This window comes from Clostridium sp. YIM B02500 (assembly GCF_022324665.1).
GTDB lineage: Bacteria > Bacillota > Clostridia > Clostridiales > Clostridiaceae > Clostridium > Clostridium beijerinckii.
In genome coordinates, this window is record NZ_JAKGTE010000003.1 from 268,090 (window position 1) to 291,999 (window position 23,910).

The 23,910-nt window shown below is 28.7% G+C and carries 18 protein-coding genes; 11 read left to right on the forward strand and 7 right to left on the reverse strand.

The features are described 5' to 3' along the window. Positions 1-152 precede the first annotated feature (152 nt). The 6 genes from lonB to L1S46_RS03925 all read left to right on the forward strand — a co-directional run bounded on the left by lonB (position 153) and on the right by L1S46_RS03925 (position 6,685). Positions 153-1,829, forward strand: a complete 1,677-nt coding sequence (gene lonB, locus L1S46_RS03900; protein WP_011968663.1) for an ATP-dependent protease LonB — start codon at positions 153-155, stop codon at positions 1,827-1,829. A 307-nt stretch (positions 1,830-2,136) separates the two neighbouring features. Next, positions 2,137-4,467: an endopeptidase La gene (lon, locus tag L1S46_RS03905; RefSeq protein ID WP_011968664.1), complete on the forward strand. Its 2,331-nt coding sequence runs from the start codon at positions 2,137-2,139 to the stop codon at positions 4,465-4,467. Beyond that, positions 4,457-5,053, forward strand: a complete 597-nt coding sequence (gene yihA / locus L1S46_RS03910; protein WP_011968665.1) for a ribosome biogenesis GTP-binding protein YihA/YsxC — start codon at positions 4,457-4,459, stop codon at positions 5,051-5,053. The genes lon and yihA overlap by 11 nt, the downstream gene beginning before the upstream one ends. Positions 5,054-5,274: 221 nt before the next feature. After that, the gene (locus L1S46_RS03915) at positions 5,275-5,760 is read left to right on the forward strand and encodes a hypothetical protein (protein ID WP_011968666.1); all 486 of its coding nucleotides are present in this window, start codon (positions 5,275-5,277) and stop codon (positions 5,758-5,760) included. A gap of 31 nt (positions 5,761-5,791) precedes the next feature. After that, positions 5,792-6,046: a hypothetical protein gene (locus L1S46_RS03920; RefSeq protein ID WP_011968667.1), complete on the forward strand. Its 255-nt coding sequence runs from the start codon at positions 5,792-5,794 to the stop codon at positions 6,044-6,046. A 114-nt stretch (positions 6,047-6,160) separates the two neighbouring features. Further along, positions 6,161-6,685 (forward strand): hypothetical protein, encoded by a 525-nt coding sequence (locus L1S46_RS03925; RefSeq protein WP_011968668.1) that lies wholly within the window; start codon positions 6,161-6,163, stop codon positions 6,683-6,685. Positions 6,686-6,974: 289 nt separating this feature from the next. Here L1S46_RS03925 and L1S46_RS03930 read toward each other — a convergent pair whose 3' ends face one another. Continuing rightward, the gene (locus L1S46_RS03930; protein ID WP_238899259.1) at positions 6,975-7,898 is read right to left on the reverse strand and encodes a hypothetical protein; all 924 of its coding nucleotides are present in this window, start codon (positions 7,896-7,898) and stop codon (positions 6,975-6,977) included. Between the two features lie 137 nt (positions 7,899-8,035). After that, the gene (locus L1S46_RS03935; RefSeq protein WP_011968670.1) at positions 8,036-8,443 is read right to left on the reverse strand and encodes a Fur family transcriptional regulator; all 408 of its coding nucleotides are present in this window, start codon (positions 8,441-8,443) and stop codon (positions 8,036-8,038) included. Between the two features lie 413 nt (positions 8,444-8,856). Between L1S46_RS03935 and L1S46_RS03940 the strand changes: the two genes are divergently transcribed. Beyond that, positions 8,857-9,183 carry a hypothetical protein gene (locus L1S46_RS03940; RefSeq protein WP_011968671.1) on the forward strand — a complete coding sequence of 109 codons (327 nt, stop codon included), beginning with the start codon at positions 8,857-8,859 and terminating at the stop codon, positions 9,181-9,183. Positions 9,184-9,325: 142 nt separating this feature from the next. Next, entirely contained in the window at positions 9,326-9,562 is a 237-nt protein-coding gene (locus tag L1S46_RS03945; RefSeq protein ID WP_238858556.1) for a hypothetical protein, read from the forward strand. A 142-nt stretch (positions 9,563-9,704) separates the two neighbouring features. Here L1S46_RS03945 and L1S46_RS03950 read toward each other — a convergent pair whose 3' ends face one another. Continuing rightward, positions 9,705-11,189: a nicotinate phosphoribosyltransferase gene (locus L1S46_RS03950; protein WP_011968672.1), complete on the reverse strand. Its 1,485-nt coding sequence runs from the start codon at positions 11,187-11,189 to the stop codon at positions 9,705-9,707. A 299-nt stretch (positions 11,190-11,488) separates the two neighbouring features. Between L1S46_RS03950 and L1S46_RS03955 the strand changes: the two genes are divergently transcribed. Further along, positions 11,489-13,504, forward strand: a complete 2,016-nt coding sequence (locus L1S46_RS03955) for an ATP-dependent helicase (protein WP_238899260.1) — start codon at positions 11,489-11,491, stop codon at positions 13,502-13,504. Positions 13,505-13,598: 94 nt separating this feature from the next. Here the strand turns inward: L1S46_RS03955 and L1S46_RS03960 are convergent, their stop codons facing one another. The 3 genes from L1S46_RS03960 to L1S46_RS03970 form a co-directional block, all read right to left on the reverse strand. Beyond that, positions 13,599-14,594 (reverse strand): arabinose ABC transporter substrate-binding protein, encoded by a 996-nt coding sequence (locus tag L1S46_RS03960; protein WP_238899261.1) that lies wholly within the window; start codon positions 14,592-14,594, stop codon positions 13,599-13,601. Positions 14,595-14,660: 66 nt separating this feature from the next. Beyond that, positions 14,661-16,286 (reverse strand): response regulator, encoded by a 1,626-nt coding sequence (locus L1S46_RS03965; RefSeq protein WP_238899262.1) that lies wholly within the window; start codon positions 16,284-16,286, stop codon positions 14,661-14,663. 59 nt (positions 16,287-16,345) lie between these two features. Further along, positions 16,346-18,085, reverse strand: coding sequence for a sensor histidine kinase (locus L1S46_RS03970; RefSeq protein ID WP_238899263.1), 1,740 nt, complete (start codon positions 18,083-18,085; stop codon positions 16,346-16,348). Between the two features lie 449 nt (positions 18,086-18,534). Here L1S46_RS03970 and L1S46_RS03975 point away from each other — a divergent pair, with 449 nt between their 5' ends. Next, on the forward strand, positions 18,535-20,277 hold the full coding sequence (locus L1S46_RS03975; protein ID WP_238899264.1) for a solute:sodium symporter family transporter: 1,743 nt from the start codon (positions 18,535-18,537) through the stop codon (positions 20,275-20,277). A gap of 501 nt (positions 20,278-20,778) precedes the next feature. Here L1S46_RS03975 and L1S46_RS03980 read toward each other — a convergent pair. Continuing rightward, positions 20,779-21,408 carry a hypothetical protein gene (locus tag L1S46_RS03980; RefSeq protein WP_238858551.1) on the reverse strand — a complete coding sequence of 210 codons (630 nt, stop codon included), beginning with the start codon at positions 21,406-21,408 and terminating at the stop codon, positions 20,779-20,781. A 266-nt stretch (positions 21,409-21,674) separates the two neighbouring features. Between L1S46_RS03980 and L1S46_RS03985 the strand changes: the two genes are divergently transcribed. Then, positions 21,675-23,768, forward strand: a complete 2,094-nt coding sequence (locus L1S46_RS03985; RefSeq protein WP_238899265.1) for a cell division protein FtsA — start codon at positions 21,675-21,677, stop codon at positions 23,766-23,768. Positions 23,769-23,910 lie beyond the last annotated feature (142 nt).

Below are 23,910 nucleotides of genomic sequence, written 5' to 3' on the forward strand. Positions count from 1 at the left end.
GTTTTTATTTATATTTCAAAATCAAGAATATATTTGTAATAATAAGCAAATAATACTAATAATAAAAATTGAAGGAGGCAAAGTATATTTACTTTAGTAATAATAAGGAAATAAAATGTATATATTAGTAAAGGTAAGTATATTTAAAGATTATGACAAATATATTAATGATTTTGCAAATTATAGTTCTAATTCTCATGGTTTATGTTATGTGTAATGCAATAAGTAAACCACAAAAAAATAGGGAGATAATAATTGATAGGGAAAATACTAAGGAATTAAATAATCTAAATAGATTAAGACAAATAAGTTTATCTAAGCCACTTACTGAAAAAAGTAGACCATCTAGTTTTGATGAGGTAATAGGGCAAGAAAAAGGGATTAAAGCATTAAAGGCAGCTCTTTGCGGGCCGAATCCTCAACATGTTATAATTTACGGACCACCAGGGGTTGGAAAGACGGCAGCAGCTAGATTGGTGTTGGAGGAAGCTAGAAAATCCAAACTATCGCCATTTACAGAAAAGTCAAAATTTGTTGAGTTAGATGCAACCACATTGAGATTTGATGAGAGAGGAATAGCAGATCCACTAATAGGTTCAGTGCATGATCCGATTTATCAAGGCGCTGGTTCTTTAGGTATAGCTGGAATTCCACAACCAAAGGCAGGAGCTGTTACAAAAGCTCATGGGGGTGTATTATTTTTAGATGAGATTGGAGAGCTTCATCCAATTGAGTTAAATAAGTTATTGAAGGTATTAGAAGATAGAAAAGTGTTTTTAGATAGTTCATACTATAGTTCAGAAGATACTAATATGCCTAAGTACATAAAGGAAGTATTTGATAATGGGCTTCCTGCTGATTTTAGATTAATAGGAGCAACAACAAGAGCGCCACATGAAATCATACCAGCTATAAGATCAAGATGTGTTGAAATCTTTTTTAGGGCATTATTGCCTGAAGAAATAGAGAAAATAGCTGAAAATTGTGTTAATAAAGTTGGATTGCAAATTTCAAAAGATGGTGTTGAAGAAGTAAGTAAATATTGCACAAATGGTAGAGAAGTAATAAATTTGATTCAGTTGGCGTCTGGAATTGCTATTAATGAAGATAGAAGTGAGATTACATTAGATGATATTAAATGGGTATTAGAGAATGGACAGTATAACAAAATAATTTCAAATAAGATACCATCTCAATCTAGAGTTGGGGTTGTTAATGGATTAGCAGTATATGGAGCAAACATTGGAATGTTAATGCCTCTTGAAGTTAGTTGTAAGAAAGTTACAAGTAGAAGAGGGGAACTTAAAATAACTGGAATAGTTGAAGAGGAAGAGATAACTAATAACAATAAAAAAATAAAAATGAAAAGCACTGCTTTTGCATCTGTTCAAAATGTGCTTACAGTATTAGATAATTTATTCGATTTATCAACTGATAGATATGATATACATGTAAATATATCAGGAGGAATTCCAGTTGATGGCCCATCAGCTGGTATAAGTATTGCAACAGCGATCTATAGCGCTATAACTAAGCAGAAAATAAATAGGTTTGTTGCTATGACTGGAGAAATAAGCATATTAGGATCTGTAAAAGCGATAGGAGGAGTGAAGGCTAAAATATCTGCAGCCTTTAAAGCTGGTGCAAAAAAAGTTATAATTCCACAAGAAAATTATGATGAATCACTACATGAAATATGTGAAATAGAAATAATTCCTGTAACAAATTTTAAAGAGGTAATTAAGTTGGCTATAGAAGAAGATATAATTAATGAAAGCGAACGAGAAATATTATCAGCTGAAGGCAATAACATTTTGAATAACTTGTAAAGTTATATTTTTAATTAGTACAGTAAAATATGAATAAATCTTAATATTTTTACACTTTTTCTTTTAAAATTAATATATTATGTTATAATAGATAAACTAAAGAGTATTTATAGTAGTATATATGCTGTTTGATTAAACAAAATTATTATAAGTTTACAAAGCAAGTGACTAGGTATACTTGTTTTGTAAACTCTACAATATATAATGAGTTTTTTATTTTTAGAATCATTGAAAAAAATATTTATTATGTGTATACTAGATAAGTCAAAATAAATAATGTAATTAAGATATGGGGGGAAATAGTACTATGAAAAAGCTATATACGATTCCGCTAATTCCTTTAAGAGGATTGACTGTTTTTCCTAGTGTGGTTGTACATTTTGATGTGGGAAGAGAAAAATCCATAGCAGCTATTGAACAAGCTATGTTAGATGAACAAGAAGTTTTTCTTGTAGGGCAAAAAGATTCAATGATAGAAGAACCTAATCAAGATGAAATATATTCGATTGGAACCATATGTAAAATAAAGCAAATCTTAAAGATGTCTGATAATACTATTAGAGTTCTTGTGGAAGGCCAAGAAAGAGGTAAAATAGTTAAATATATAGAGGAAGAAGAAAATTATATAAAAGTTTCAGTAAAAAAATTAGATGATAAAGTGGTTAAGAATGAGGAATTAGACGCCTATATTAAATTCTTGGATAAAGAATTTATGAAACTACTTAAGTTAAGTGAAGATAATTTTGGAGAAGCAGTTAAATCAATAGATTCACTTGAAAAACCAAGTCAGTTTGTAGACATGGTAGCTTCTTATGCAATAACTGATGAAAAGCTTAAACAAGAAATTTTGGAAATAGTAGATATAATCAAGAGAGTAGAGAAAGTACTAGAAAGAATTAAAATAGAGATTTCTATAGCAAAAATCCAAAAAAAAATTGCTAATAAAGTAAAGAATACAGTTGCAAAAGAGCAGAAGGAATTTTATCTAAGAGAGCAATTGCGCGCAATTCAAGAAGAATTGGGTGAAGATGATGAGGACAAGAAAGAAATAGCTAAGTATGAAGAAAAAATCAAGAAAGCTAAACTTCCTAATGAAGTTAAAGAAAAGGTTAATTACGAGTTATCAAGACTTAAAAATATGAGTCCTACGTCATCAGAAGGCAATGTTGTAAAGGCATATTTAGACTGGGTATTGGATATCCCTTGGGGTAAGAATACAAAGGAAAATATTGATGTTACTAAAGCAAGAGAAGTTTTAGATAATGAGCACTATGGATTGGAAGACGTTAAAGATAGAATTATAGAGTATTTAGCAGTAAAACAATTCAGTAAGTCCCAAAAAGGACCTATTCTTTGTTTAGTTGGCCCTCCAGGTGTGGGAAAGACATCTATAGCAAAATCTATAGCTAATGCCATTAATAGAAAATATACAAGAATATCCGTAGGTGGAATGAAGGATGAAGCTGAAATAAGAGGTCATAGAAAGACATATGTTGGTGCAATTCCAGGTAGAATAGTCTATGCAATGAAAGAGGCAAAATCTATGAATCCATTAATGCTTTTTGATGAGATAGATAAAATTAGTTCGAGCTATAAAGGTGATCCATCTGATGCATTATTAGAAATATTAGATAGTGAGCAAAACAAAGATTTTAGAGATAGTTATTTAGAAGTACCGATGGATTTGTCTAAGGTTATGTTTATAGCAACAGCAAATTCTTTAGAAACCATACCAAGGCCGCTTTTAGATAGAATGGAAGTTATTGAAGTATCGGGATATACGTATGAAGAAAAATTCAATATAGCTAAAAATCATCTTATTCCTAAGATATTTAAAGAACTTGATATTCCGCAAGATAAAATTGATATAGAAGACGATTCTATTAGAATGGTTATCGAGGGATATACAAGAGAATCAGGAGTTCGTGGATTAGAAAGAAAATTAAGTTCTTTAATAAGAAAAGTATTAGCAGAAATGTTAAAAAGAGAACAAAAGGAATTCCTAATTAATAATGAAAGTGTTGAAAAATTATTAGGTAAGAAGACGTTTGATTTTGATCAAATTGATAAAGTGGACAAGGTTGGAGTAGTTACAGGAATGGCATGGACTGCATATGGAGGCGATACGCTTCCAATAGAAGCTATGGTTATGACTGGATCAGGAAAACTTGAACTTACAGGTAAGCTTGGAGATGTTATGCAAGAGTCGGCAAGGACAGCGTACAGTTATGTTAGAGCTAATGCAATTAAGTTTGGGATAAATGAAACTTTTTATAAAGAAAAGGATATCCATATTCATGCACCAGAAGGTGCAGTGCCTAAGGATGGTCCATCGGCAGGCGTGACTATGGTAACTGCACTTGTATCAGCACTATCCGGTAAGAAGGTTAAGCATAATGTAGCAATGACAGGTGAAGTTACATTAACAGGAAGAGTGCTTCCGATTGGTGGGCTAAAGGAAAAATCTTTAGCAGCATTTAGAGCAGGAGTAGATACTATAATAATTCCTAAAGAAAATGAGAAAGATATAGATAAGATACCAAATTCGATTAGAAATAGCTTGAATATTATTTCTGCTAAAGAAGTTAATGAGGTATTGAAAAATGCACTAATTGGAGAGGATACTAATGAGAATTAAGAAATCAGATTTTATTACGTCAGCAGTAAAGAAGAATCAATATCCCATAGATAATAGAGTGGAAGTTGCATTTGTTGGAAGATCTAATGTAGGAAAGAGTTCGCTGATAAATTCATTAACCAATAGAAAAAAACTTGCAAAGGTTAGTCAGACTCCAGGAAAAACTAGATTAGTTAACTTTTTTCTTATAAATGATGATTTTTATTTAGTTGATTTGCCTGGATATGGATATGCAAAAGTTTCGAAGGCGGAGAAGGATAGCTGGGGGAAAACTGTTGAAATGTATTTGACTGGTAGAGAACAGCTAAAAAGAGTTGTCTTGCTTGTAGATTCTAGGCATAAGCCAACGGGTGATGATATAATTATGCATGAATGGATAAAACATTTTGGTTATGACGTTATAGTAGTCGCTACAAAGAGCGATAAACTTACACGGAATGAATTAAAGAAAAATGAGAAAGTTATAAAAGAAACACTCAAATTAAATTCAGATGACAAATTATATTTTTTCTCATCATTAAATAAAGATGGGAAAGATGAACTAATAGATAATCTTTTCTTAGAATTTGCGACAGATTTAGATTAGTAAAATATTTTTTATAAATTTTTATATAATAGTAAACAAATAACCTCTTACAGATATAATATTTGTAAGAGGTTATTTCTATTTAAGTAATGATATTATTTATTAAAATAGCTGATAAAAAATTTAAATAATTATAAGTTATAAAAAATAGTGTCAAAAATTTTAGGTAGGAATAATATATAGTATAAAAAAGAAAAAAATATTTCCAAGGAGGAATAAAAATGGAGATGAATGATATCCTAAATGGTTTAAATTCATGTGATGATGATTGTTCAGATTCAAGTTCTAACAATTGTGGTTGCGGGCCAAACTTTGGTGGACCAGGAATCGGAGGTTTTCCAGGGGGTATAGGAGGCTGTGGACAAGGATTCAATAATGGTGGTTGCGGATTTAACAGCTGGATTTGGATTTTATTAATATTATTCTATTGTGGCTGTGGAAGAAATAATTTAGGAAGAGGTAATGTAGGAAGTGATTGCTGCTGTGAGAAAAAGTGCGATTGCTGCTGTGAAAAGAAAGATTGCTGTTGCAACAAAGGCGGAGCTAATAGTGGATTCTTAGGTAGTTGTGCACCATATTTGTTTATATTAGTACTATTATTCCTTTGCAATAATAACAATGGAATAGGCGGAGGATTTAACAATTGTGGATTTGGCGGAGGAGTAAGTCCTTTCGGTAATAATTTTGGTTGTGCTGCTAATTGTTAAGATTCTTAATTTTTAGGAAGGAGAGATAAATATGTCTAAAAGGAAGAATAAATGTTGCTGTGAAAAAAGACACAATGAATGTTGCTGCTATGAGCCAAGATCAAATGCTTCAGATGGTTTATTAGGAAGTGGTTGTACACCAATCATATTTCTATTAATAGCATGCGGGTCAGGTTTATTAAACTGTAACAAATCATATTTAATTATTTTACTATTTATATTATGTGGTGGATGCTTCTCTAATCTTTTAGGAGGCGGACGAGGAGAAAGTAATTGCTGCTGCTAGGATAGTGGATAGAGGGCTTTAATGGCCCTCTAAAAAAATGCGTAAAAACATAAACATTTTTAGAATGATATACATATATTAAAAAGAGACAATTTTAAGTGAGAGGATTTTAAAATGGCTAAGCATAAACATAGAGAACAAGATCAAACATCAAATGATACTAGTTCTAATATTAATGATAATGCTAGAAATGCACCTTTCGGAATTGATCCTATGCAGTTAATGGGATTACTAGGTGGAAATTTTGATATGAATAATATGGGGAATATGTTAGCTTCAATGAATACAAATGGATTTAATTTGGGAAATTTAAATTCAATAGCTCAAATGATGGGGTTAAATTTAGATAATAACTTATTTCAAGGAAATATGAGTGGAAGTCAAAGCAATGTAAATAATAAGAATATGTATTCAAATCCTAAAGAATATTCTAGCAATACGAATCCTAAAAATTCTGAAAATCTAAATGAAGATAAAGGTGTTAAAAAGAACAATGTTGCAACAAATAGAAATATTAAGGATAAGGATGCGAACTTAGAATTTTTAATGGCAATTAGAAGTTATGCTCATCCGGATAGAATAAAGTTTATTGATAGAATCATTGAAGCTTATAAGAATGGAGAACTCAAAGAAGCATAAAAAAATAAAAATTATTTTTTAAATTGTGTATACAAAAAGAAATCATGTCAATAATATTAATGTAATAGAGAAAGTATTCTCTTACAAACTTAATGGATTATTAAGTAAGACTTGATTTAGAGAGGTATTTCCATCTAAAATCTAGTTAAGCTTATCCAGAAGTTTAATGCCGTTTGGTTAACATTTAAAGAGTTTGATGTGTTAATGGCAGTTCAACTATCGGATAAATTTTTTACTTCATTAAGTAACCCCTCATCCCCCTTTAGGCCGCTAATGCGGCCTTTTATATTTATTTAGCTTTTTGTATACTATTTATTTTATAAGAAGAACCTTGCTTTTCAAAATCTATTAATAATATCAACTCACTTTTATTATTTGTACCTTTAAGATTGCTTTTTTCAAAAGATAGTCTCCACCTTATAGCTGAGGGCTCTAATGACTCAGTCCACTTATAATCATAAAAAAAGGCATTTTGAAAAGTATACGAATAATTATCTTTATCTAAACTCCAAAGTAAAGATAAATTCTCTTTGTCAATTGTAGAAGAGAAGATATCTGGAAGATCATCAACTACGTAAGGAAGCTCAACTAAATTAATAAAACTCGTTGCAGAATCTAATGAAGGAAGATTTGCATTATCCTTACTAGTATCTAAAATATCATTATTAATGAGCATAAAGCTATTTAATGAAGAAAGCCCTTCTGATGATGATATTGAATAACATTGAGGAGTCTTAGAATTTTTACAATCCAATATACCAAAAATATTATTATTACTTGAATAGAGCAAATTAAAGTTTTTTTTATTCCACTTAAATACATAAGACATAGACTTATCATTTTTAGAGCCAAGAAGTATAATTTCAGGAATATTATCTCTAGAAAGATTATGAAAATAAACTTTAGGCTCAAAATGAAGATTAGTCGTGAAAAGTGTTTTGTCACTAAGTTGATTGGAAAGATAATGATCATTATCAAAACAATTTATATTAAAATCAACCTTATTTTGTGAGCTTAATAATTGAAAAGTATCTTTTTTGCCATCACCTGTTAAGTCATATTGTGTATTTTGGGTAATGTTTATTGGAGATATAGTTTGTAAAGATTTAAACTTATTAGAAACAAAGTAAACCATACCTAAAATTAAAAATAATGCTGATATATATAGTGCTGAGTTTACTAAAATCCTTTTCTTTAATATTATGATTTTCATTATGTATCACCTCAATAAATTATATGTTGATATAGTGATGCATATTAATAATATAAAAGCGATAAAATAAAAAAAGACCATAACTTCACGCAAAATATTTTTTGCCTAAGTTATGATCAGGATGAAAAAAATAACAATTATTTGCAGTTGCTACAATAACCATAAAAATAAACCTTATTTGAAACAATCTGATAATCAGTATGCTCTTTTGCCAAAGCATTAAGATTATCTAGAGATAGATCTTTAAAATCATCTACTCTTCCGCAACTTAAGCATTGTAAGTGAGGATGAGGTAATGAATTACCATCATATCTAAAGTTTCCTTCACCAACATTTATTTCTTGAATTAATCCTACATCAACTAATGTTTTTAATGCTTTATATACAGTAGCTAAACTCATAGTTGGATATTGGATATGAATATCAGAATAAATAACGTCTGCTGAAGGATGAGAAGTAGTATTAATTAAATAGTTATATACTGCAAGTCGTTGAGGAGTTAATTTTAGCTTTTTTTCTTTGAAAACTGAAGCTATTTGATCCATTTTAAAAACCTCACTTCTATTAGTTTTATGTATCGATTATAGCATAGAAATAAAGAAAGAGTCAACTAATTAATTAATACTATTTTTAAACAATTATTATTATTTAGAGAAATATTGTTAATAAAAATGCAAAGAAAAAGATTGAGTTTGCTTAATTTGAACATTTAATTATAAATAAACACGCAATTTCAATTAATTTTCTGATAATTGAATGAAAATATCAAAAATTTGTTGTACATTAAAGAAAAGTCTGTTAAAATATAACTAAGCAGAGTATGTTAATTAATTAACATACTATAGTAATTATAATTACTATTTCTACAAAAAAATGATAATTTTTATTACAGACTTAATCAAAATCATTTAGCCTATGATAAAAATATAAATAGAAATTGATGAGGAGGCGTATTTTTGTGGGAAAATATAAAGTTGGGGACGAATTAATAATTGTAAATGATCCAAGCAAGGATAATGAGAAGTTAAAGGAATTAACAAAATTAACTGTTGATGGAGACTTCGCACAAATATCTTGGGGAATAAAAATATTAGAAGTAGAATATGACAAGCCATATGTGACATTAACTTATAAAAATGTTAAAGGCGAGAAAAATAAAGTTTTTTCTGAATGTAGAGACATAGAGAACTTTGATAAAGAAAAAGTTTTGGAAAAGGCATTACTTAGAGCATTCCAAAATGAACTTATAAATATATCAGTTGTTAAGAATATTTGTCAAATATAATTATAAAAATTAAGGAGCATTATAAAAAATGCTCCTTAATTTTACATAGAATTCCATTGTAAAATCTTTACTTTTAAGGGCGTTTGTAATATAATGAATTCATAAATTTATGAGATTTATAAATTATTAGGATGAGAAAAGGATGGCGGGTTTTATGAGTAGGTGTCCATTTTGGTCAACAACAAAAGAGAAAGTGGAGTGTTATAGTGAATGCCCTATAAAAAGTGAATCATTAAAAGGGCAAGATGATAAGCTTTGCATTTTTAATGAATGTAGTGAGTCAAGCAGTATCGATTTTAAGGAAATTATGAAAGAAGACTACGGTTTTCTAAATTTGTCTATATATGATGACGAAAAGAGAACAAATATTAACTATTAATGCTAAAGAAATATAGATTAGAATATATGAAAATATTCTAATCTATATTTTTATTGATAAAAGAAGTATATGTTTATTTGATCTATAAAAATATTATAATATTTATAGATAAGTTCGCGAATTAACTTAGTTTTGTAGAGTTTTACTCTTGTGCTTCATAAGAGTTTGTATATTTATGAAGAAGAGAATGTTTTAAAGACCATAAATTTTGGGATAAATCAACATAATAAGTATGAGGATTTTCAAATCTAAGTACTTCAGGCCACAGCTTATCAGTTTCAAGTTTTGAAAAATCTTTTATTTCTAAAACTGTAGGAGATTCATACACGCACTTTCCACTTTTGAATATTGGTGCTTGAAGTTCTTTAGTGTAATAATTCTTGATTTTTTTTCTCTTCCATGTATGAATAGGGTCGAATATTATTAATGGTTCATTCTCGTTAATGTTTTCATCTCTTAAAGTAATTAAATCCGCAATGGCCTTGTGAGAGTTTTTATCAAATATTCTTATTATCTTCTTAAAACCTGGATTTGTTATTTTTTCTTCATTTTCGCTTATTTTAATTTTAGGGATAATGTCATTATCACCTTCCAATGCAACTAATTTATAAACGCCGCCAAAAACTGGTTCTGACTTAGCAGTTATAAGTCGCTCACCAACTCCAAAAGAGTTTATACATGCACCTTGATCTAATACATCTTTTATAATATGCTCATCAAGAGAGTTAGAAACTACAATTCCACAATCTTCATATCCAGCTTCATCTAACATCTTTCTGCATTTTCTTGTTAGATAAGTAATATCACCAGAATCTATTCTTACGCCACGAGGTCTCTTGCCAAGAGGTTTTAAAACTTCATTAAATACTTTTATTGCATTTGGAATTCCTGACTTTATGACATTGTAGGTATCAATAAGTAATACACAATCATCTGGATAAATTTCAGCCCATGCTTTAAAAGCATCATATTCTGTATCGTATAATTGAACCCAACTATGAGCCATAGTTCCAACAGCAGGGATATTAAACATTCTGTCTGACATAGTGCAGGCTGTTGAACTACATCCACCTATAATAGCTGCTCTAGCACCATAAATTGCGCCGTCATAACCTTGAGCTCTTCTTGAACCAAATTCCATTACAGGACGCCCATCTGCTGCTCTACAAATTCTATTAGCTTTTGTAGCAATTAGTGTCTGATGATTTATTGTTAAAAGAATCATTGTTTCAAGGAATTGAGCTTGAATTACAGGGCCACGAACAGTTACAAGAGGTTCGTTTGGAAATACTGGGTTTCCTTCTGGAACAGCCCAAACATCGCAACTAAAATCGAAGTCCCTTAGATAGTCAAGAAATTCTTCGGAGAAGGCGTGTTTATCTCTTAGATAAGTAATATCGTCGTCAGTAAATTTTAAAGTGCTTAAATAATCGATTAATTGTTCAACTCCAGCCATTATACAGTATCCGCCATCATCGGGGATTCGCCTAAAGAACATATCAAAGTATGCTATTTTGTCTTTAAGTCCTTTACGGAAATAACCATTACCCATAGTCAATTCATAAAAATCAACTAACATCGTTAAATTTCGTTCATCCTTAACATTAAAACTAGATTTATTATCCATAATAATCTCCTTTAAAAAACATGTAAATAATTTTATTTTATAATTATAGTTTAATCCATTATAAATTAAAATGCATAAAACTATTGTACATCTATAAGAGTTTGATTACAATATAGTTGCTTATAACTTAAAATCAGACATATATTAATTTTTTGAAGTTAAGTAGAAAATATTCAGTATTATGAGAGGAAAATGAAATTCATATAGTAAATATGGAAAGAATTTAAAATATGTAAGTCTTATATAAAGAAATTCATAAATGCTGAAATGTAAATAGGAATGAAAGAAGGAGCATTACAGTGGGGTACGATCTTGATAAATATCAGATGGATGCAGTAAAGGCAGAAGAAAAAAATGTCTTGATAGTTGCAGCACCTGGATCTGGAAAAACTACGGTTATAATAAATAGAGTTGATTATCTAGTAAAGCATAAAAGAGTAGCTAATGGAAATATAATAGTAATTACATTTACAAAAGCGGCAGCGCAGAATATGAAGAATAGATATGTATCTAAATTCAATACGAACAGTTCACCTTTTTTTGGGACATTCCATGGCTTATTTTATAAGATACTTTTGAGATGTGGAAGAAATATAGACATAGTTGATGGGGCCGTTGTTCACAAAATAGTTAGTAATATTTTAGGAAAATACTTTGATGAAGTTAATGAAGATAAAATTAAAGAGGCAATAAATAACATTTCATTGTATAAAACTTCAAGAGTTCCTTTAAATGAATTTAAGCCATCAATTGCAAAAGAAATTTTTGAAGAAGCATTGGAAAAATATGAGGAATATAAAAAAGAACACAATAAAAGAGATTTTGATGATCTAGCTATAGAAGTATTAGAATTGCTAAAGAATGATAAGAATATGCTAATGTCTTATAGGAAATTATTCAAGTATGTTTTAGTTGATGAATTTCAAGATTGTGATGAAATGCAAATAGATTTTTTAAGGTTAATAAATCAGGGGGAAGATAATAATCTTTTTGCAGTGGGAGATGAAGATCAATGTATTTATTCTTTTAGAGGCTCAAAGCCAGAGTATATGGTCAACTTTGATAAAATATTTATAGGTGGGAAAAAATATTATTTATCGATAAATTATAGAAGTAGAATGAATATAGTTGATAAATCAAAAACTGTAATAGCATATAATGAAAAGCGAAATAATAAAGCTATAAAATGGGATAAAGAGTGTGAGGGGATTGTTAAGTGGTTTAATCCATATAATGAAAAGATGCAGGCAGAAAGTTTGACTGATATAGTTATAAATAATAAAACTTTAGGGACTAATTATGAAGATAATGCAATATTGTATAGAACTAATATAGAGTCTATGTCTATTATTGATGTATTAACTAAAAGGAAGATTCCATTTACGCTGCTTGATAGAGAATATAATTTTTTTGAGCATTTTATTTGCAGGGATTTAATCTCATATTTAAGATTAAGTGTAGATGAATTTGATAGAAATAGCTTCTTACAAATAATAAATAGGCCTTTCAGATATATAAGTAAGGGAAATTTATTTTATATAAAAAATTATGATAGAGAAGAGAGTCCATTTACTATAATTATTAGCAAAGAAGATACACCACCATTTCAAAAGAAAAAGCTTGATGAGTTAAGAAAAGATATAAACTATTTAAATAAGATATCTTTATCATCAGCAATTGCATATATAGTAATGGATCTAGGATATAGAGATTATCTTCAGGAATATGCTAATAAATTTAATCAAAGTTTTGAGGATTTAGAAGATATAATAGAAGAATTTAAATTATCAGCAGAAGGATATAAAACTATATTTGAATTTCTAGAACATATAGAGGAAGTAAAACAAAGTATAGAGGAAAGTAAAAGAAAAACTAAGAGAGAAGGCGTTATCTTAAGTACTATACATGGCGTGAAAGGAATGGAGTTCAAAAATGTCTATGTTATAAATTGTGTAGAAGAAACTATACCTCATGCATCAAGTATAAAGGAAAATATTGAGGAAGAACGAAGATTATTTTATGTTGGAATAACTAGGGCAATAGATAACCTGTATCTATTTTCTCCAAGAAACAGGAAAGGCCAATTTAAGGACGTTTCGAGGTTTATTATTGAAGGAAAATTAAATGATATGCCTGTTGACACTTATGGATACGAGATTGGAAATAAAGTAGCCCATAGAACTTATGGTGTTGGAGAGATTACTGGATTTGATGAAAATGACAAAGATAAGATTAAATTGAAGTTTGATGATGGAATTTTTAGAAGTTTTTCTTTGAAAATTTTGGTTGATAACAATTTAATATCAAAATGTTAAATTAAAAAGATAATAATTAAATTTAAGTTGGTAGAACTCCATTCATGTAACAGTTGAGAAATTATTATGTGAATGGAGTTATTTTATTGTTAAATTATTTAATCACAAGATTTTTATAATTATCTTTTGTAATCACTTTATCTTTTACCAAATATTTATCAGGAATATTTTTATTAAGCAAAAGATTTTCCATAAGTTCCTGAGCAGCAATTTCTCCAACTTCTGTAGCACTTATGTATGCAGACGCTATAAGAGGAGAGTTTTCTTTTTGAAATTCATCCTTTGCTACATATCCACCTACCCCTACAGCAACAGCATTTTCTGCAAGACCAGATTGATCCAGTGCTTTTATTGCACCAATGGTGCCAGCTTCATTTGCAGACATGACAAACCAATTCTTTATATTTTTATTAGACGTTATAGTTGATGCGGCAGAATAAAAACTTTTTTCTGATTGTCCATTATATTCGGCTTGAAAAATATTTTCTCTTGGAAAGCTTGGAAGTCTATCTTTAAATGTTTCTAACTGTCCTTCAGTTCTAGGTATGCAGCTAGATACAGAATCCATTGACATAAGCAGAAGTCCTGAAGAATTAGGATCACTTAATTTATTATTCTTTTCTAAATAATCTACCATGAGACTAGTCATATCCCGTCCAATTTGATTAGAATCTATTCCGACAAATGGTGCAATATAATTACCTTCATCATCAGTAAGAGGATCGTCGCAGGCTATAACAGCAATATTTGATTTCTTACATCTATCTATAGTGATTTTACTTAATTTTTGATCAGGAACGCATATTAATATACCATCTACTTTTTGAGTAATTAAATTATCCAAAGCAGATAAATACACATCAGGATTCATTTTAGCATCTATAGTAATTACATCTTTAGCCCCCATAGCTAAAGCCTTATTTTTAGCAGCCTCACTTTCTTCCTGAAACCAAGCTTCATCTAAAGTTTTGTAAATAACGGCAATAACTAAATCAGATTTTTTTGAGCTCTGTTTAGAAGTTGTAGTATCACAAGAGAAAGCAAAACTAGATAAAATTATTATTACAACTAAAAGTATTTTCTTATTCATGTAAATATAAATTCCTTTCAAAATTTTTAAAATGTATATTTGGAGTAGTTATAAGCCATTACCCAACTATAGATTTTTAAAATAAGAGTCTCTAAATTGGTTCGGAGTGATACCTGTAACTTTTTTAAATAAAATACTAAATTGTTGAGGACTATTAAATCCAAGTTTGTCTGATATTTCATAAAGCTTATAGTTAGTTGATAAAATTATTTCTTTAGATTTGTCAATTCTAGCTTTTAAAATATACTGCGTAACATTTTCACCTGTTTCTTCTTTAAAGATTCTGCATAAATAAACTTTATGGACATTAATGTTTTCTGCTATATCTGTTAGACTAAGAGATTGATTAAAGAGATTTTTGTTTATGTAATCTATGGAATCAGCAACCTTTTTACTATATTTATTTTTAAAAGAGTTATTAAAATTAATATTTATTATTTTAGTAAAGATCTCAATAAACCATCCGCTCATTTCTTCAACGGTTTCTTTTGTTGATAATATTTCTATAGGTAGGTATGAAGTTGAAAAAATATCTTCATAAGCTATAGAATATCTATTACAGGTTCTTACTACTAAATCTAGGAGAGAGGAGTTTATATAATTTAGATAATTAAACTGCATAAATCCTCGTATATCTTTATCATATAAGTGAGTTAACTCTGATTTTAAGTTTTCAATATTATTTTGTTCAATAGCTATATTAATGGCATTAATTCTTTTTGCTAAAGTATCAGTATCTAAATCTAAATTTTTTACAAAGGTATTATTTAAAATTATAGTATCATTGCCTAGGAATACCTTCATTTTAGAAAGTTTAAATGCTTCATCAAAGTATTTCTTTATTTTAAATGGCTTTTTAAATGTTGAGCTCACACTTATTGTTAAGCTGATATTATGCATGAGGGAAATCCTTTTTCTTATTTCCTGCGCTAAATAATAACACTCATTTATTATATCCGCTTCACTAATGGTTGGCGACAAGCGTACAATAGCTGTGAATTCTCCATTTTCACTATAAAAACATTCACCAATATTGAGTTCTTCGATGGTTTCAGAAACATTTTTTATTATTTCATTAAGGGTATTTGTATAGAAATTCTCATCTTCTATATATTTAAAAAAGTTATCTATCTGGATAAGGAAAAGAACAAAAAGTTTTCCGTTTAGATTAAGGTTAAGGTTTTCAATAAGGTTATAACAATCATCTTGACTTATATCATTAAATATAAGCTTTCTTAGTGCAATATCCTTATTTTCCTTTAGGAAATTTAAAAGTTTATGTTCTTTTTTTATTTCACTCTTTTTTATAGTTATATTATCAAGATCAGTTTTAGTTTTTGCTAATATTCCATATAGATCATTAGGTGTTATTAAATCTTTTATCAAGTAGTCTGTTACGCCCATTTTCATAGCTCTTTGCGCATACGTAAAGTCCTCATAGCAGCTTAATATCAAAAATTTTTGAGATTTATTTATTTTCTGTACTTCTTCTATTAAATCTAAACCATCTATAATAGGCATTTGTATATCTGTAATAATAAGATCTGGTTTTATATCAGTATATTTGCCCAGTGCGTCTTTACCATTTGAAGCGCTATATACTATTCTAAAATCAGTGTCTTCCCAATTTATGATGTACAAGAGAATTTCTCGTGCAGGTATTTCATCGTCTACAATCATTACTTTATACATGCTATTTGCCTCCTTTTTTAGAATTAAGGCACACTGACTTGTTATTTCCCGAATGTGCTCTAGTAAATGTATGGAATATTGAATTCTATACAAGTTCCAATTCCAGTTTTGCTATATACTTTTAAGTCATATTCGCTTCCAAAATATAGTCTGAGTCTTTCGCTTATGTTATCTAGGCTTATACCATTAAAGCCTTTGTGAGTTGATTTTCTCTTACTAATTCCTACGCCATCATCGATAACTTTTATTTTTATAAAATCTTTTTGTGGCAATATATCTATTTTTATAGTCCCAGCACAACCTTTAGGTACTATTCCATGATAAAGAGAATTTTCAATAAGTGGCTGAAGAATAAGTTTGGGCACTAAACAGTTATTCAATTCTTCAGGAATATTACATACTAGTTTAACTATATCTCCATATCTATACTTCTGTATCTTCAGATAATTTTGAGTGCATGTAAGTTCATCTTTTAACGTTATAAGCTTTTTACTTGTTGATATGCTTTGTCTTAGCAGACCATTAAATGATTGAATAAGTTCTCTTATTTCATTTTGATTATTTTTTATAGCCAAATAGTTTATTGTATTTAGTGTATTATGTATAAAATGAGGATTTATTTGTGATTGCAGTAAATCCAGTTGGGTTTTCATGGATTCAACTTCAAGCTTTTTGTTTTCCTCTTCTTCCTTATAGATTTGTTCAATTAGATTTTTTATATTGTAAATCATTTTATTAAAACTAATTATAAGATACTTAAGTTCGTCTTCGGTTTTGGCTTCTAGTTTGTCTGGCCATTCTCCATTTTCAAACTTATTCATTGCTTTTGTAATATCATATATAGGATCTGTAATTTTCTTTGAAGTAAAGTGGCTGATAAAAAGTACAACTGCAATACTAAAAATACCAATACAATAAATTAACCATAGAATAGAATCAAGGTTTCTGGTTAAAGAGTCCAAAGATATTAATCCAATGACTCTCCATTCTGGATATGCTTCTATAACACTATTAAATTCCATATACTTTACGTTATTAACATTTACAGTATCATTATTAACTTTTTCAAGCATTATATTGTCATAATCAATATTTCCTATTTTATAAATCAGATTACCATTTTTATCAACAATAAAAGTGCTATCAAAGACTCCATGGCAGTAATCATCTATGTTCATAAATAAATTCTTTTTCTTTATATTGATCATAAGGTAGCCGATAAGGGAGTAGTTTTCTTTATCCAAATACCTAGAAAAATAAGTTATAGTTGTTCTTTTTTCATAGTCGGCATTCTCATAATTGAATGGAAAAGTATTAGGAGAAGAAAATTTATTTGAATATCCACTTTCAATAAAGTTGTCCAATTCTTTATTTCCATAAATTAATTCACTATAAGGATATTGTGAATAAAGAGGATCCATTATTTTTTTATCTGTTGTTAAAGGAATTATAGAAATTATATAGTTACTCCATTTACAATATTCTGAAAGAGTATTAAAAAATTCTGCATTAGTTTCTGGAGTTGCAGAGTTATTTCTATTAACTTTAGACATATAATCATAAATATTTTTATCATTTTCAATCATATAAGAATCATGTCTTATAGAATCTAAATTTTCATTAAGGATTTTAGAAATTACAGTTATTTTCTCAGTAGCAACGTTATTATATTGTTTAATTATTTCTTTAGAAAAAATAGAACTTATAGAGGACGTAACAGCTAAAGTTAATCCAAGTATTATAATTGAAAAATATATAGTTATTCGATTTCTTATCTTTGTGATTTTTTTTACCTTCATTGATCATCACCATAGGAAATTATAGCACTAAGAGTATAGGAATTCTAGTGAAGGTATGTACTTAATAGTGGATTTAAATTTATGTACTGGCTAATTATAAATTAGAGATGTGGTGTAGAATATATCTTAAATTAAAAATGATGAATATTTTTAATTGAGTGCTGTATGGAAATCGGAGTAAAGAAATGTTTATTATTTTTTAAAACCAACTATGAAAGAGGGATATATAAAATTTATTTTTAATTAAGTTAATATTTTATAAGAAAAGTTAATATTTAAGATTTTTATAATGGAACGATTTCAATATAATGTGATTAACGATTACAGAAAACAATAACATACTGTAGTTTACGGAAATATGAACAGTTTATATTTAGGGCACTTATTAAAAGTAATGGTGGAATTCTGTAGAGGATGTAAACGTTCGTGATTTTAAAGGAGGAAAAAGCATGTTAACCGTTATCTCATTTTTATTTTGTATCGCACTAGTAGCAACAATTACTTATCGTAAGCTAAAGGGGCAAAAAAATAATTCAAAGGATTCTTATTTCTTAGGTGGACGTAGTTTAACAGGTGGTGTGATAGGGGCATCTTTACTACTTACAAATCTAAGTGCATCTAATTTTGTAGGGATGAGTGCTCAAGCTTACTCAAGTAATATGAGTGTTATGGGTTGGGAAGTAGGTTCTGGTATTACTCTTGTAATTGTAGCTTTATTTTTACTTCCAAGATATTTAAAACAAGGGGTTACAACTGTGCCTGATTTTCTTGAAGAACGTTTTGATTCAGGTGTTAAAAAGATAGTTTCAATATTATTTCTATTAGGTTATGTTTCTAATTTGCTTCCAATAACTCTTTATTCAGGAGCTATTGCATTAGCTCAAATATTTAATGTTCAAGAAACTTTTGGAATAAGCTATACAGCTAGTATTTGGATTATGGTTTGGGTTATCGGTATAATAGGATTTGTTTACGCTATACTTGGGGGATTAAAAGCAGTTGCTGTATCCGATACATTAAATGGTATAGGACTAGCTATTGGCGGATTAATGGTACCTGTATTCGGAATAATATATTTTGGTCATGGCAGCTTTTCTACAGGACTATCAAATATATTGGTTAATCATTCAGATAAATTCAATGCAATAGGAACATCACAAGATCCTATACCTTTTGGAACTTTATTTACAGGTATGCTTTTAGTTAACCTTTATTATTGGGGAACTGATCAAGCAATCATTCAAAGAGCATTAGCAGCTAAAAATTTAGCAGAAGGGCAAAAGGGAATAATTTTTGCGGGACTTTTAAAAGTATTAACACCATTAATAGTTATAGTTCCAGGAATAGTAGCTTTTCATATATATGGAGCAGGTGTTGAAAATCCAGACTTATTATATTCAAGACTAGTAAACGATGTATTGCCAAAACCTTTAATTGGTTTCTTTGCAGCAGCTATGTTTGGATCAGTATTAAGTGTATTTAATGGAGTATTAAATAGTGCATCTACCTTATTTGCATTAAATGTATATAGTCCTGTATTTGGAAGAGGAAAATCTGATAAAGAAATAATATCAAAGGGTAAGATATTTGGACTTGTATTAGCTATAATTTCAATGACTATAGCACCATTTATAATGTATGCGCCACAAGGCTTATTCCAATACTTACAAACAGTAAATGGTTTCTTCAATGTGCCTATATTCACAATAGTATTTATAGGTTATGTAACTAAAAAGGTTCCAGCTATAGCAGCAAAGATATCAATAGTATTCTTTGTATTAACTTATGGAACACTTCAATTAATAATAAAACCAGAAATGCATTTCCTTCATCAATTAGGAATCTTATTTGTAATCACATGTATGATTATGCTAATTATTGGTAAAATAAAACCAAGAGAAAAGGAATATGTGTTAAAAGACAATAAAGTAGTAGATATTAAGCCATGGAAATATCGTTATGAAGCTTGTGGAGTAGTATTATTCTTGATGGTATCAATGTATGTTGTTTGCTCAAAATTAGGATTTGCCAGTGGAAATGGAATAGGAATTAGAACATTGGTACCTATAGCTGTAATTGCAGTAGTAATGTATGGATTAGTGAAAGTAGTCAAGGCAAGAGGTCTAAGAAAGAAAGCGGGAGATAATGCAGAGTTAGTTTACAGAAATTCAGTAGAGAAATTGGATTTTTAACTAAAAAGTCATTAGGGATTTAGTATAGGTGAACATATTTAATCCTAATTATGTATAAGCAGAAATCATACTTAAATAATGATTTAGTAAGTCGATAAAGTTAGTATTATTATATGAGTTTCTGCATAATATATTATACCCATATAATTTTAAACATCTCTTCAGATAAAATCTCCCACCTTATTTATTTAAGGGGGAGATTTTAGACTTTTCATTAACACTTTATTTAGAACAATAAATGTTGCGAATTAAATGATTAATGTTCTCATATAATATTAACATCCTTTTAATATTTATTTTCTTTTAACATTGCTTAGCTCCTTTATGGGAGCTTTGTATTTATTATAATAAAAGCACAAAAGCTAGAAAGTTAAGTACTTTCTAGCTTTTATATATGTTGCAATAATAAACTTACATTTAAAATTCTAATAATCCAAGTGCTTAATTTAAATAATAATGTAGGAATTAAATTGTAGTATATATACATTCTAAAATATTAAATTATTTACGTCTTATAAATATAAACAAATCATACTTTTTTGAAAGTATGGAGTATGAAAGAAAGCTAATAACACCAGTTACTAATGTTAATACTAAACTATCAAGAAATGGAAAGGTGACAGCTAAAGAAGGAATTTTAGTCTTTAGAAAAGACATAATCATAAATGGAATTAACACAATTCCAAAGATTAATAATGAGCGAAGCTTAGAACTGGATGTTTCCTTATGTCTTAAAATAGTATTTGAGATGAAATACCCTATAGATATTAGAATACAAGTAATTAAGGTGCTCATTAATACTCCTTTTTCAAATAAAACATCTAGTAAAGTAAAGAAAAAAACTAGTATTGAAAAAGTAAATATGCCTTCAAGTACTTGTTGAATAGCAGACACTGAAGAATTATACTCATAAATTAACTTATTACAAAACTTATCCAGATCTTTGTTGCATTCTAATTTTTTTGTTGGAACCTTCTGATTTTGAGCTGTAAATACAATATCAAAAATTTGTTTTTCTATATTTCTTGGTAATAAAAGGCTAAAGTTATGTTGCATCAAACATGCTTGTATAGCATGATAGGTCTCTAAGTAGCTATTTTTTAATAAAGATATATTAGGTCTACTTTGCATGTTATCCCCCTCTTAAAAACTAATGATTTTAATTTTGTATACATTTATTTCTATAGTTAATCATTTTTATGTATTAAAATCACGGCAATTACACCTTCTACCATTTTAGCAGAGGGAAGTTAATAAGTAAATAAGTTGAAGTAATGCAAAATTGTGAACAAATATTTTAAGTCATTGTATGTAATTGGCTTATAATATATAATTTATAGTATATTTATGCAGGAGTTAAAAATATAAATAAAACAATAAAGGTTGGTTGTGTTTATATGGAATTAAAAAGATTTAATCAAAAGGATATAATTTTTGCCTTAGATATAGGAACTAGATCAATTATAGGTACAGTAGGAATAGTAAAAGATAAGAAGTTCCAAGTTGTATGCGAGAAATATTTAGAGCATGAAGAAAGAGCCATGGTGGATGGGCAAATACACGATATTAATTTAGTGGCGTCTGTTGTTCAAAAAGTTAAGAATTATCTCGAAGATGAACTTGAAATACAGCTAAATGAAGTATCTATTGCGGCGGCAGGTAGATTTTTAAGAACTATTGATGTAAGAGCAGATATTGAGCTTAATGATGATGAAGAAGTTAATAAAGAAATCATAAGAAGTCTTGAATTGAGTGCTGTAAAAAAGGCAGAGGAGCAGATAGCTTCTACAACTGAAGGAAAACTATATTGTGTTGGATATTCAGTTAGAAATTTCTACTTAAATGGATTTTTAATATCTAATTTATTAGGGCATAAGGGAGAAAATATAGGTGCAGAAGTTATAGCAACTTTTTTACCTAGATCTGTAATTGATTCACTTTATGCAGTAATGAATAGGGTTAATTTAAAGGTTGTAAATTTGACTTTAGAGCCGATAGCTGCTATGGAAGCTGCTATACCTAAAAACTTAAGACTGCTTAATATCGCGCTTGTAGATATAGGAGCTGGAACTTCGGATATAGCCATAAGTTCTAAAGAAAGTATATCTGCATATGGAATGGTTCCAATGGCTGGAGATGAGATTACAGAAACTATCGTTCAAGAATATTTAGTAGACTTTAATACTGCTGAAAATATAAAAAGATCTATAGTAAAAGAAGAAGAAATAAAATATATTGATGTTCTGGGTATGGAAAATATAATATCATCAGAAAGTGTATACAAACTAATTGATTCTATTGTTATTAAGACTGGAGAAGAAATATCTAAAAAGATTTTAGAATTAAATGGGGGCAAGGCTCCAAGTGCTGTATTTTTAGTAGGAGGTGGAGCTCATACACCAGGAATTTTAGAGGCTATTGCTGATAAATTAAAATTACCGCCTCAAAGAATAGCTATTAAAGATAGGCAGGCAGTGATAGAGTGTGTTTCAGATAATGATATGGGATCATCAGGTGTAACTGTTTTAGGAATAGCTTTAACAGCAATACGTAGTATGGGTAATGATTTCATTGATGTTATTTTAAATAATGATCCAATTAGTTTATTTAACTCCCATAAACATACTATAATGGATGTATTGCTTCAGGCAGGAATAAATCCATCGCTACTTATAAGTAAAAATGGTAAAAGCGTCAGGTTTAACTATAATGGATGTAAAAGAATTGTTTTTGGTGAATATGGAACTAATGCAAAGATCACAATAAATGGAGAGGAAGCAACTCTTGAAACAGAAGTTAAAGCAAATGATAATATAATACTAGAATACGCACAGAATGGAAAAGATGCAGCACCTAAATTATCAGAAAATATAAGAAACATAAATTCAGTTTCTATTTATTTAGATGATAATATTATTAATATAGAACCTGTAACGCTTGTTAATGAGAAAAGAGAAGAGTTAGATTATATAATAAAAAATGGTGATGAAATAAGAGTATTCCTACCATGTAAAGTTAATGAATTTAAGAAGTATATATTAAAAGAAGAGGTAATATTACTAAAAGGTGGAGAATACTTAGAAGATAATTATGAAATTTTAGAAGGTGATCACATTGTAATTAAAGCAATGGATTCACATATAGGACATGAAGAGGCTGCTAAGGTAAATGATAGGGAAGATTATGTAGATGTGATAGAAAGCGAAAATATAGAAAGTTGCAATGAAGAGAGTGAAAATATTAATTCAGATAAAATCGAAATAGCAATTGGTAGAGAAGAGTTTAGAAATATAACAGTTAATATCAATGGAGAAAATGTAGCATTGAAAGGAAAAGTTCAATATCTAATAGTAGATATATTTGAATATATAGATTTTGACTTAACAGTTCCAAAAGGAATAATTAACTTGAATTTAAACGGGGAAAAGGCACCATACACAGCAAATATAAAAGATGGAGATATAATAGAAGTTTTTTGGAGTGATAATTAAAGTTTATTATTTCTTAGAGCTAATATTTTAAATTTAGGCATATTCAAAATTAAAATAAGTCCATATACGAATTTATTTTGTACAATTGGCATATTGTCTTCTTTAAATATGCTTAAAAATCTAATTATTATTAAATATGGAG